General features: G+C 60.0%; 16 protein-coding genes. 11 read left to right on the top strand and 5 right to left on the bottom strand.

The features are described 5' to 3' along the window. Positions 1–8 precede the first annotated feature (8 nt). The 3 genes from HAT86_RS12590 to dusB are packed head-to-tail and all read right to left on the bottom strand — an operon-like array spanning position 9 to position 3,453. Positions 9–1,370: a response regulator gene (locus tag HAT86_RS12590; protein WP_167198233.1), complete on the bottom strand. Its 1,362-nt coding sequence runs from the start codon at positions 1,368–1,370 to the stop codon at positions 9–11. After that, positions 1,370–2,461 carry a two-component system sensor histidine kinase NtrB gene (locus HAT86_RS12595; RefSeq protein ID WP_167198236.1) on the bottom strand — a complete coding sequence of 364 codons (1,092 nt, stop codon included), beginning with the start codon at positions 2,459–2,461 and terminating at the stop codon, positions 1,370–1,372. Before HAT86_RS12595 ends, HAT86_RS12590 begins: the two co-directional genes overlap by 1 nt. After that, the gene (gene dusB, locus HAT86_RS12600) at positions 2,458–3,453 is read right to left on the bottom strand and encodes a tRNA dihydrouridine synthase DusB (RefSeq protein ID WP_167198239.1); all 996 of its coding nucleotides are present in this window, start codon (positions 3,451–3,453) and stop codon (positions 2,458–2,460) included. Before dusB ends, HAT86_RS12595 begins: the two co-directional genes overlap by 4 nt. A 157-nt stretch (positions 3,454–3,610) precedes the next feature. Between dusB and HAT86_RS12605 the strand changes: the two genes are divergently transcribed. The 3 genes from HAT86_RS12605 to HAT86_RS12615 are packed head-to-tail and all read left to right on the top strand — an operon-like array spanning position 3,611 to position 5,717. Then, positions 3,611–4,759, top strand: coding sequence for a bifunctional 2-C-methyl-D-erythritol 4-phosphate cytidylyltransferase/2-C-methyl-D-erythritol 2,4-cyclodiphosphate synthase (locus HAT86_RS12605; RefSeq protein ID WP_167198242.1), 1,149 nt, complete (start codon positions 3,611–3,613; stop codon positions 4,757–4,759). Next, positions 4,756–5,253 (top strand): phosphatidylglycerophosphatase A family protein, encoded by a 498-nt coding sequence (locus HAT86_RS12610; RefSeq protein ID WP_167198245.1) that lies wholly within the window; start codon positions 4,756–4,758, stop codon positions 5,251–5,253. Before HAT86_RS12605 ends, HAT86_RS12610 begins: the two co-directional genes overlap by 4 nt. After that, complete coding sequence (locus HAT86_RS12615; protein WP_167198248.1) at positions 5,250–5,717, top strand: CinA family protein; 468 nt, start codon at positions 5,250–5,252, stop codon at positions 5,715–5,717. Before HAT86_RS12610 ends, HAT86_RS12615 begins: the two co-directional genes overlap by 4 nt. Before the next feature lie 73 nt (positions 5,718–5,790). Here the strand turns inward: HAT86_RS12615 and HAT86_RS12620 are convergent, their stop codons facing one another. Continuing rightward, positions 5,791–6,237 carry a type II toxin-antitoxin system RatA family toxin gene (locus HAT86_RS12620; RefSeq protein WP_167198250.1) on the bottom strand — a complete coding sequence of 149 codons (447 nt, stop codon included), beginning with the start codon at positions 6,235–6,237 and terminating at the stop codon, positions 5,791–5,793. A 194-nt stretch (positions 6,238–6,431) separates the two neighbouring features. Here HAT86_RS12620 and HAT86_RS12625 point away from each other — a divergent pair, with 194 nt between their 5' ends. The 3 genes from HAT86_RS12625 to HAT86_RS12635 all read left to right on the top strand — a co-directional run bounded on the left by HAT86_RS12625 (position 6,432) and on the right by HAT86_RS12635 (position 7,284). Then, positions 6,432–6,554 (top strand): hypothetical protein, encoded by a 123-nt coding sequence (locus tag HAT86_RS12625; protein ID WP_331272543.1) that lies wholly within the window; start codon positions 6,432–6,434, stop codon positions 6,552–6,554. A 308-nt stretch (positions 6,555–6,862) separates the two neighbouring features. Further along, entirely contained in the window at positions 6,863–7,066 is a 204-nt protein-coding gene (locus HAT86_RS12630) for a hypothetical protein (RefSeq protein WP_167198256.1), read from the top strand. Further along, positions 7,063–7,284 (top strand): hypothetical protein, encoded by a 222-nt coding sequence (locus tag HAT86_RS12635; protein ID WP_167198258.1) that lies wholly within the window; start codon positions 7,063–7,065, stop codon positions 7,282–7,284. Before HAT86_RS12630 ends, HAT86_RS12635 begins: the two co-directional genes overlap by 4 nt. 53 nt (positions 7,285–7,337) lie before the next feature. On the opposite strand, the gene HAT86_RS17125 is transcribed toward HAT86_RS12635, so the two are convergent. Further along, complete coding sequence (locus HAT86_RS17125; protein WP_408015027.1) at positions 7,338–7,457, bottom strand: transposase; 120 nt, start codon at positions 7,455–7,457, stop codon at positions 7,338–7,340. A 739-nt stretch (positions 7,458–8,196) separates the two neighbouring features. On the opposite strand from HAT86_RS17125, the gene HAT86_RS12640 reads away from it, so the two are divergent. The 5 genes from HAT86_RS12640 to HAT86_RS12660 all read left to right on the top strand — a co-directional run bounded on the left by HAT86_RS12640 (position 8,197) and on the right by HAT86_RS12660 (position 11,070). After that, positions 8,197–8,535, top strand: a complete 339-nt coding sequence (locus tag HAT86_RS12640) for a hypothetical protein (RefSeq protein WP_167198261.1) — start codon at positions 8,197–8,199, stop codon at positions 8,533–8,535. Between the two features lie 54 nt (positions 8,536–8,589). Then, complete coding sequence (locus HAT86_RS12645) at positions 8,590–9,186, top strand: c-type cytochrome (protein WP_167198263.1); 597 nt, start codon at positions 8,590–8,592, stop codon at positions 9,184–9,186. Between the two features lie 2 nt (positions 9,187–9,188). Beyond that, on the top strand, positions 9,189–10,094 hold the full coding sequence (locus HAT86_RS12650) for a c-type cytochrome (RefSeq protein ID WP_167198265.1): 906 nt from the start codon (positions 9,189–9,191) through the stop codon (positions 10,092–10,094). A gap of 39 nt (positions 10,095–10,133) precedes the next feature. Then, entirely contained in the window at positions 10,134–10,580 is a 447-nt protein-coding gene (locus tag HAT86_RS12655) for a c-type cytochrome (RefSeq protein ID WP_167198267.1), read from the top strand. Between the two features lie 319 nt (positions 10,581–10,899). After that, the gene (locus HAT86_RS12660; RefSeq protein WP_167198269.1) at positions 10,900–11,070 is read left to right on the top strand and encodes a hypothetical protein; all 171 of its coding nucleotides are present in this window, start codon (positions 10,900–10,902) and stop codon (positions 11,068–11,070) included. Positions 11,071–11,082: the final 12 nt, after the last annotated feature.

Raw genomic sequence — 11,082 nt, forward strand, 5'->3', positions numbered from 1 at the left:
TTGCAGTTTTACATCAACTTGCGGCGGCGTGTCACGTTAATTTCCAGATCATTTATCTTCTTGCGCAGGGTATTGCGGTTGATCCCCAACAGGTCGGCGCATTTCGCCTGATTGCCGCCAGTTGCGTCCAGCGCGATTTCTAACAACGGCAGCTCCATCTCGCGCAGAATGCGCGCATAAAGCCCCGGTGGTGGCAAAACATTGCCGTGCAGATCGAAATAATGCTGCAAATGCCGCCCCACCGAGGCCGACAGGCTTTCGCCTTGCGTTTGCCCCAGAACCGGCTGCGCAGAGGGTTGATTGCCCAACACCGCCTGAACCTCGGCTTTGGTGATTTGATCGGCCCGCGCCGTTAGCCCGATCCGGCGCACCGCGTTTTCCAATTGGCGCACATTGCCGGGCCAGCTATAGGCGCGCATCAATTCCATCGCCTCGTCCGACAGCCCCCGGTGCGGCAGGCCCTCGCGCTCGGCACGGGACAGAAAGTGTTCGGCCAGCAGCGGGATGTCATCCACGCGTTCGCGCAAACTGGGCACCTCGATCACGGCACCGGACAGCCGGTAATACAGATCCTCGCGCAATCCGCCTTGCTCCATCCGGGCCGACAGTTGCGCCTGACTGGTGGCCATGAACCGTGGCGCATGATCGCCCGGCGCGTCCATCATACGCACCACACGGGCCTGTGCGGCCTGATCCAGATCGGCCACCTCGTCGAGCACGATCGTGCCACCGCGCGCCCGCGCCATCACCTTGGCTGGCCCCTCCAGATCACTCAAGTCCGCGGGCGTCACCGTCACAAAGGGCAAGGTCCGCCGATCCGAGAAATCATGCACCGCCCGCGCGATCAACGATTTGCCAGTTCCGGATTCACCAGTGATCAGCACCGGCAGATCGGTGTTCATGATCCGCGCAACAACCCGGTATAGCGCCTGCATCGCCGGCGTGCGGCCAATCAGCGGCAATTCGTCGGGGCGTTCATCCTGCGCCTGTGCAGCGGGCCTGCGGTCGCGCGCATCCAAAGCGCGGGCCGTGCGTTTCATCAGGTCGGGCAAATCAAACGGCTTTGGCAGATAATCGAACGCCTCGGCCTCTTCGGCCTGAATGGCCGTCATGATGGTGTTCTGTGCAGAAATCACGATCACCGGCAAGCCGGGCCGATCCTGCGAAATCTTCGGCAACATCTCAAGCCCGTTGCCATCGGGCATCATCACATCGGTGATCACCGCGTCGCCGCGCCCTTCGCTGACCCACCGCATCAGCGTCGTCAAAGAGCTTGTCGCATGCACCTTGCAGCCCGCGCGCGTCAACGCCTGCGTCAGAACCGTGCGAATCGTGCGGTCGTCATCGGCCACCAATACAGTGCCATCCATCAGCCTTGCTCCTCGGTTTGTGCGGCCATGTCCTCGGGGGCGCGCGGCAACGAGATACGGAACACCGTCCGCCCCGGCACCGAGCTGACCGAAATCCAGCCGTCATGATCGGAAATAATCTTGGCCGCCAAGGCCAGACCCAGCCCCGTGCCGTTTTCGCGGCCCGAGACGAACGGATCGAAAATATCCCCGGCGATATCTGGCGGCAGGCCGGGTCCATCGTCGATCACTTCAATCTGCAACGGCAACGCCTGACCGCCACCGGTGCCCCGGCGGACGCGCAGCGACTGTTCGTAATAGGTGTGCAGGCGGATCACGCCGCCGCCCTTTCCGGCCGCTTGCGCCGCGTTTTTCAACAGGTTCTGAATCACCTGCAACAACTGATCGGAATCGCCAAGCGCCATGGGCAGCGACGGGTCGTAATCCTCGATGATGGTCATATCAGCCGCCACCCCCAGAATGGCCGAGCGCCGGGCACGATCCAGCACGTCATGCACGTTCACCGCGGCCAGTTTGGGCTTGCTGACATTGCCAAATTGCTCAACCTGCTCCAGCAAGCCAACGATGCGGCGGCTTTCGCTGACGATCAGATCGGTCAATTCAAGATCCTGTGGCTCAAGGTTCATTGACAAAAGCTGCGCCGCGCCGGTGATCCCCGCCAGCGGGTTCTTGATTTCATGGGCCAGCATTTCGGCCATGCCAATCGCCGACTTTGCTGCTGATTTCACCGATTGCCCCTGTGTGACACGGCCTTCCAATTCGCGGGGCGAAATCAGCAAGAGCATATGTCCGGGCTTCCCGGAAAACGGGGCGATCTGCAAATTGCAGTGCAACGGCGCGCGATCTCCGGTGCCCACGTCGACATCATTCACGAAAAGCGGCGCGTCGTTGGTGCGGGCACGCTCGAACGCATCTTCCAGCGGGGCGTCGACCATGATCTTGTCCCAGACCGGCGTGCCGGCCACCGCCTTGGAAGACGTCATCAAAAAGCCTTCGCCTGCGGGATTAACGTGCACAATCCGGTCATGTGCGTCCAACAGCAGTGCGGGCACCGGTAGAGATGTCCAAAGCGCATCCTCGCCCCCGGTCATGCCGCAGCCCTTTCACCATCACGCAACGCATGTGGGATTAGGCGCAACACCTCAGCGTTGGTCCGGCTGGTCAGCACATGTTTGCGCAGGGCCGCACCCGTGCCTGCCCCGTCCAGATACCACCCCAGATGCTTGCGCGCGACGCGGTTGCCCAAGTCAGGGCCGTAAAACCTCAGCATGTCTTCGTAATGGTCACAGATCATGTCGGCCAAATCCTCGCCTTGCGGCAGATGCGGTGGGGGCATGCCCGACAACTCCGCCGCCACCTGCGCCAAAACCCAAGGCCGCCCTTGCGCGCCGCGTCCGATCATCACCCCGTCGGCCCCCGAAAGGCGCAAAGCGTCGCGCGCCGTGGTCGCGTCAACGATATCGCCATTGGCGATCACCGGGATGCGCACGGCCTGTTTCACCCGCGCAATCGCGGCCCAATCGGCGCGCCCCTTGTAGAATTGGCAGCGTGTCCGCCCGTGAATGGTGATCATTGCAATCCCTGCATTTTCTGCGCGCTTCGCCAGTTCCGGGGCGTTCAGCAACGCGTCATCCCAACCCAGCCGTGTTTTCAGCGTCACCGGGATGTTAACCGCGCCGACCACGGCCTCAATCAAGCTGAGCGCATGATCAAGATCTTTCATCAACGCCGATCCGCTGGCCCCTGCGCCGCTGGCGCTTGTCACTTTCTTGGCTGGACACCCCATATTGATGTCGATGATCCTTGCGCCGTTGGCCTCAACCTGTCGAGCGGCCTCGGCCATCCAATGTGCCTCGCGCCCGGCCAGTTGCACGGCGGTGTTTTCAAGCCCGAACCCCAGCTCGGCGCGTTCACGAACACCGGGTTTCGCCTGCACCATTTCCTGACTTGCAACCATCTCGCTGACCACCAGCCCGACACCGAAACGGGCCACCAGATTGCGGAACGGCAAATCGGTGATTCCCGCAAGCGGAGCCAGAAGAACCGGCGGCGTCAGGGCCTTATCTGCTAAGAAGACGGTCAAGTGATTAATCCTTGTGCACTGTCGCTTGTGTAAACAATCACGGATTTTTTAACAACGTTTACAGCCAGAAATGAGAATATGAAACCGGCGTCTGATTAATTTTTGGGCACTTCACCCCGGCATTGCGCTTGTCCGGGGCTGCGCGTAATCAAGACCCATGACAAACGCCGCCATCATCGTCGCCGCAGGTCGCGGCACCCGCGCCGGGGGGGATCAGCCCAAGCAATGGCAGATATTGGCGGGCCGCCCCGTCATTGACTGGACCGTCGCCGCATTTCAAGCGGTGGCGGACCTTGCGCGCATCGTGGTGGTGCTACATCCCGACGACCTGCCCCGATACGCCCCGGCCAACGGCATCGAAGTTACACCCGGCGGTGCCACACGGGCCCAATCGGTGCGTAACGGGTTGGAATATCTGGCCGCGACATCAGACGGCACGCCCATTTCAAACGTCCTGATCCACGATGTCGCGCGGTGTTGCACGACGCCCACCTATATTTCGTATATTTTATCCGAAATTCAGGCGGGCGATGCACCCGCCGTGGCCCCGGCCCTGCCCGTCACCGATGCGCTTTGGCGCGGCGACGCCGGACAGGTGATCGGCACGCAGGATCGCGCGGGATTGTTCCGCGCGCAAACCCCACAGGCCTTTGTGTTCACCGATATCCTGTCTGCACACCGTCAATCGGACGGCACAGCCGCCGATGATGTCGAAGTTGCCCGCGCTAGCAATATGCCCGTGCGCATCGTTGACGGGGACGAGGACAATCTGAAAATCACCCATCCCGGCGACTTTTCCCGCGCCGCGAAACTATTGGAGCAGCACATGGATATCCGTGTTGGCAATGGCTATGACGTGCATCGGTTCGGCGACGGCGACCACGTGGTTTTATGCGGCGTTAAGATCCCCCACACCCGCGGCCTGCAAGGCCATTCCGATGCGGATGTTGGCATGCACGCCCTGACCGATGCGCTCTATGGGGCCCTTGCCATGGGCGATATCGGCCGCCACTTTCCGCCAAGCGATCCGCAGTGGAAAGGTGCCGAAAGCCACATATTCTTCCGCCACGCGGTTGGGCTGGTGTCTGAAAATGGATTTTCTATCAGTAACTTGGACGTCACACTTGTCTGCGAGAGGCCCAAGATCGGGCCGCACGCCGCGGCGATGCAACAGGCGCTTTCCACCATCACCGGCCTGCCGATTGATCGCATTTCCATCAAGGCGACCACCTCGGAACGTCTTGGGTTTACGGGCCGCGAGGAAGGCATCGCGGCGCAAGCCACTGCAACATTGGTGAAGACATGAGCGTAAGTCATTTGATTGCAACATTTTTCCACGTCGGCCACCTGCGACCGGCCCCCGGAACATGGGGTTCGGCCGCAGCCATCCCGGTGGCATGGGCGCTGCATGTGCTGGGCGGTCCTTGGCTTTTGGGCGCAGGTGTGATCGTTTCATTTGCTTTAGGTTGGTGGGCGACGTCATTGGAAACAAAAGGCAAAGAGGATCATGACCCCTCCGAGATCGTGATCGACGAAGTCGCGGGCCAATGGCTGGCCTTCCTGCCGGTGTCCATCGGTGCGGCGCATGTTGGCGTGCCGCTCACCGCGCTTTATCCGGGCTGGTTCGCCGCCTTCGTTCTGTTTCGACTGTTCGACATCTGGAAACCCGGCCCGGTTGGATGGGCCGACAGGCGGGGGGACTCGCTTGGCGTGATGCTGGATGATATCATTGCAGGTGCGATCGCCGCCGCGGGTGTCATCGCCTTGGCGGCCCTTTCACATGGAGTTTTAATGAATTGATTAAACAGGAAATTATAGACCTTGCGCGCAGCTTGAACTTGCGTGTTGCCACCGCTGAATCCTGTACGGGCGGCATGGTTTCGGTTGCGTTGACCGATATGCCCGGCGCGTCTGATGTCATGGATCGCGGTTTTGTGACCTATTCAAACGCCGCAAAGGTGGAGATGCTGGGCGTGTCCACCGACAGCTTGATGGCGCATGGCGCGGTCTCGGAACAGGTTGCACAGGAAATGGCCGAAGGCGCACTGTCGCGCTCGGCGGCGGATCTGACCGTTGCCATCACCGGGGTTGCCGGTCCCGGCGGGTCCGAGCATAAACCAGAAGGCCGCGTATGTTTCGGATTGGCGCGTAAGGGGTTGAAAACGTTTACAGACACGCAAGAATTTGGCGCGCAAGGCCGCGACACGGTGCGGCAATTGTCGCGCGATCATGCTTTGGCCCTGCTCAAGCGCAGCTTGGTTTGACGGGTCGCACCCTTGGCCGGGCATGACAAGGCCAACCAGCACGTGATGAACCGTCGTTTCAAGCCGTTGGGGCTTAGCCGTACAAATCCTGCGCGCGGCCCTCGAAGGCTTTGACGATACGTTGCATCGCCTCGTAGAAAAATAGCCCTGCAGCCTTTTGCAAAAGCATGTTCTTAAATTCGAAATCCACATCGAACTGCACTTCGCAACCGCCCTCGATGTCCTTGAACCGCCAATTCGAAATCATGTGTTTGAACGGGCCGTCCAGATATTCGGTTTTGATCTGCTTGTCGTCGGGCCATAACACGACACGGCTGCCAAACCGTTCGCGGAAGACCTTGAAACTGATCACCAAATCCGCTTCCATCAGGATGGACCCATCGGCCTGCGCCTCATCCCTGCGCACCCGCGCGGCGGCTGTCCACGGCAGAAATTTTGGATAGCTGGCCACATCTGCCACCAGATCATACATTTGCTGGGCCGTATACGGCAGCTTGCGAGTTTCGGCATGTGACGGCATTCGTGCGCGCACCCCTGATTGTTTGTGGACAGGTCCACGCGTTGTCTTATGCTGGTCGCGGAATTTCAAGAGGAAGACATGCCGACACCGCGCCAATATGACCTTCGACAGCACGATTTGCTTGGTCTGCGATGAACATTCGCTGGCTGTTTCGGATGGCACGGTGGGCGCAGTCCCCACCAAGCGCAAAACAAGTGAAATTTGTTTTTGCGATCATTGCACTGTGCCTGATCCTGTATGCGTTCGAATATTTCATTGGATGGCCCGAGGCCCTGACTCCGAACAGCCCGCGCGGACGGCTGTGGAACGTGAACTAAACCACGGCCCCGAGTGATCGCCGGATAAAAACAAGGGGCTGGCGCAGATCAAAAACCGGGGCCGGTCACACCGGCATACGTGCCATGCACCGCATGCTTGTGCACCGCGCGCCTGTGCGCTCGGGTCGCCGCCAGCCAACAGTGGCCAGTGCCATCACACGTTGTGGGGGCGATCCACAGACGCGACCCAGTGATCAGGCGCTGGTTTTGGTCGTTATGACCTACAAGCGTTAAGTTTCTGATTGTATTTCATAAAATCATCGAGCGCTCCCGAGTATTAGGGAACCTTTTTATTTTCTAAGGAAACAATGCGCGCCAAAAAATGCGATCCCTCGCGGGATATCGACCCAAAGGTTATCAAAAAATCCCTAAGTATTGTCAGCTTTGCCGTTGTGATCGGCGCGGTTGTATCGATTGCCCCAAACATGGCGTGCCCACAAGCCGCGCCAGAGGAGTGCCTGCCCGGATCCATTCTGCACGCGCTGTACGCGCGGATGGCTCTGTTGTCGTGAGGGAGGCGTATAACGGCACGGACTACCGCGCGTTTCTCTGGCGCACGCAGATGCAGGATTTCCCAAACCTGATGCTGTCCTTCCCGGAGCTGGCCAATGATACGGGGGTTGCGGTTGCGCAACAACAGCGCTTGGCAGGTCGGCTCATGCAGCAGGCCTGTCAGGCCGACGGGGGCCAAGTCTGCCTGAGTGGTGGCAGCGAGCTGGTTGATACGTGATCCACCGATGCGCAAGAAATTGGCAGCCGCAACAGCGGTATGGCGACACTGACCTACGGTCGTGGCACCAAGCCCAGCCAAGTGGCGAAACTCTGGCCACTTTCAAACCTGTCGAGATCGGGTGCGAAACGCGACAGCACGGCCTTGGGTTGCCGCGCCGTTTCTTGCCTCACTCTGGCGTTTTACGAACGGATTTACGTAAGCAGTTGGTGCGCGCCGAACCTCATGGCCATGACTTTGCGCAAGCCGGTCCCAATGGTCCTACGTCGCGCAGGCCTAAATCGCCACTATGCAAGCTGGGTGGTCAGCCAACAGCGCCGACAGCCGTGTTCGCGACACAGCGCGTTTGAAGACAACTGCCCATCTGGTCCGACAGCACAGGCCTGAAAGCTGCCTTATGCCAAATCGATTGCCAAAATACTGATCTTTGATGTCTTTGATTTGCCCTCTACCAAGCGACATTAGAACCGTTATGATTTACGATGCCGGCGAGTGGACGCCTCCACCGCGTCAGTTCAGTGGATTTCGTAAGGAAAGAAGTCCACGGGACTGTTTTATCATGTTCCTCTGTTCAGGATTTTGCGCGCCTTCGGTGACGGGGGCCAACTTCTATTTTACCTCACGGCGCTTGATGGGCAAATCCGCCTCGGCCACTGGGATCTTGACGGACGTCGCAAACACCGTCTTACATCCACAGTTTTTCTTGGCCTCCAAAATGAACAAACAAAGCCTTTGCCAATCTAGGTCCGGCGCAAAAAATCTCCGCGACGCTGGCAGACGCTTTTGGTTTGGTGACACTGCAGCCAATCCAAGTTTCAAGACGTCAAAGATCCGATTTCGGAAACTTTTGGTAAATGCCATGTCGCTGTTGCGACCATTGACAATGCCTGACCTGTGACGCGACAATCAGCGATGATGCCGATGACGTTTCCATATAGCCGAATACTCTTGTTTACGGCGATTACCGTGGGCTTGATGACGCTGCTGTCGGCGTGGCCGACGGCCGCCGCCGCTCATCCATCTGTTTCGCATATGTCCGACAGCGCGCAGCAAGGCATGGAGGACGCACAGACGGCACCAGCCAGCGAGTCTTGCTGCCATCATGATGGCACATGCACATCAAAGGTGACCCTGAGCATCCATCATGCGCCAGCGCCGTTGCGCGAAACCTCTGCCGGTTACCCTATCTTTGCGGACCCTTACCGCACCTCGCTGTCCAGCGTAGCCGATCCGCCTCCCCCGCGCATCTGATCCAATCCCACGGGCCTGACGGGCCGACGACAATTGGATCAACGGAGAATGACTATGTTTTACAAAACGGCAATCACCGCGCTGGCTGTGGCCGGCCTGACGGTTGGGGCGCTGGCCCATTCCGGTGCGACCGGCGTGGTGAAAGAGCGTATGGACGCGATGAAATCCATGGGAGAGTCCATAAAGCGGATCAAGCCGATGATGGCTGGCGAAGCCGACTATGATGCCGCCGCCGTCCGCGCGGCGGCGCAGGCCATCGCTGCTGAGGCGGGCTCGGCCATGACGGATAAATTTCCCGACGGCTCGACCGAGCATCCGTCGGAAACCTTGCCACGCACTTGGGAAGAATGGGATCGCTTCACCACGCTTGCGGCGCAATTGGAGATAGCGGCGGAAGGTCTTGCCATGGCGGCGGGCAATGGCTTGCGGGGTGACGGCCACATGACAGGCAATCAGTCTGGCATGATGGGCGGTGACATGATGGGCGGACAATCCGGCATGATGGGCGGTGACATGATGATGGGTGACGGCATGGCTCCAGACGGAATGACGGCCGATCATATTGGCCAGATGCCTGCCGACGGGGCCTTCGTGATGCTGACGCAGACGTGTTCGGCCTGTCATGACCGGTATCGTCAGGAAAACGACTGATCATGCGCCAGATTTTGCTTGTTTTGTTTGGCCTCGCCGCACTGGCGGGGCTGGGCGGCGCATCGCTGGCGGTCTGGCCCATCGGGGACACCCCTGACTTGGCCACACGCGACGGCGATGCGCAGCGTGGCGCCTACCTTGCCCGCGCCGGAGGCTGTATCGCCTGTCATTCCGATCCGGGTTCAGGCCGTCCCGCCCTGACTGGCGGGGCGGCTATCGAAACCGATTTTGGCCGCTTCATCCCGCCCAACATCACCCCGCACCAGACTGCGGGCATCGGCGGGTGGACGATCGACGATTTCGCGCGCGCTGTGCGGCAAGGCGTGGCGCCGGATGGTGCGCCCTATTACCCGGCGTTTCCCTATGCGTTCTACGGCGACTTGACCGATCAGGATATTGCCGATCTTTGGGCCGCATTTCGCGGCGTGCCCGCGCAGGACATAACGGCGGGCACAAACGATATCGCCTTTCCGTTCAACCTGCGCTTCGGGCTCAAGCTTTGGCGCGCGGCCTTTCACGACGGCCCGCCCACCGCGCCGGTGCCAGACCGATCGCAACTGTGGAACCAAGGGCGGTGGCTGGTCAACGGGCTGACGCATTGCGCTGCCTGCCATACCGACCGCAACCTTGCCGGCGGACGCCGACCGGACCGCTATCTTGCCGGTAGCGACGACCTGCCGGATGGGGGCAAGGCCCCGTCAATCCGGGCAGACGATCTGCGCGCGGCGGGCTGGACGGCCTCATCATTGGCCTTTGGGTTGAAGTCCGGGGTCATGCCGGATGGCGACACGTTCGGCAGCGGCATGGGCAAGGTCATGCAGCATGGAACATCATGGTTGTCGCAAGCCGACCGCGATGCGATCGCCGCCTACCTTCTGGACCAAGACGCCACCGGCGAAGACGGCTGAAGCCGGTCCAGACACATCACAGATTCGGAGATATAAAACATGAACAAGACACTGGTTGTCGGTGCCGTTGCCGCAATGATCGCGGCGGGTGCCTACTACGTTACACAAGGCGGCGGCGTCACCTCTACGTCCGGTGCCAATAGCACAACCGCGCCCGCGCAAGCGGGGGCGATGGTGGCGGTCACGCGTCCCGAACAGCTTTCGCAACAGGCGCAGATGGGCAAACGGGCGTTCGAGGCCGTCTGCGCGGAATGTCACGGCCAGAACGCCGCCGGGAAAACAGGCAAAGGCCCGCCGCTCATCCTCAAGATCTACGAGCCCTCGCATCATAGCGACATGTCTTTTCAATTGGCCGTCCAAAACGGGGTGCGGGCGCATCACTGGGACTTCGGCAACATGCCGTCACAAGACGGGCTGACCAAGGCCGATGTGACCGCAATCACGGCCTATGTCCGCGAGGTGCAACAGGCCAACGGGATCAACTGACACCCACCCAAGGACATCACAAGGTCCGCCCGACAGCACCCGGCCAGATATCAACTTCGTGTTCGTGATGGTTGCCATCGGGCTTGGTTGGCCCGTGACGGTCTTCTTTTTGTTCGAATCTTCGATGGCAAAAGGAACCGATGAACGGCAGGCCAAGGTGTGACCCACAAGCTTATGAAAGCGGTGACCAATGCCGCGCCGATCACGAAAAATTTGGGTTGCTCGGGATGTTGCGGTGACGGTTTGACTGGACAGCCGGGGAAAGCTTGGTATTCCTGCCTTTATGAAACAACTGCGGTCCGCTCTTTTCCGGTGCCTGATGGTCGTGCTTATGATGATGTTCGTCATGGGGTCGTTCGAATTGGGGGCTGTTAAGGCTGCGACAACAGTTGAGTCTGGCCACATGATGGACCACGCCGCGCCGAGTGAGAACGGCGGTGCAAAATTAGACCACGGTAGCGCCGCCATATTGGCGGTGCGGGCGGCGTAAAAGTCGTCCACT

The sequence above is a fragment of the Roseovarius gahaiensis genome, from assembly GCF_011601345.1.
Taxonomy (GTDB): domain Bacteria; phylum Pseudomonadota; class Alphaproteobacteria; order Rhodobacterales; family Rhodobacteraceae; genus Roseovarius; species Roseovarius gahaiensis.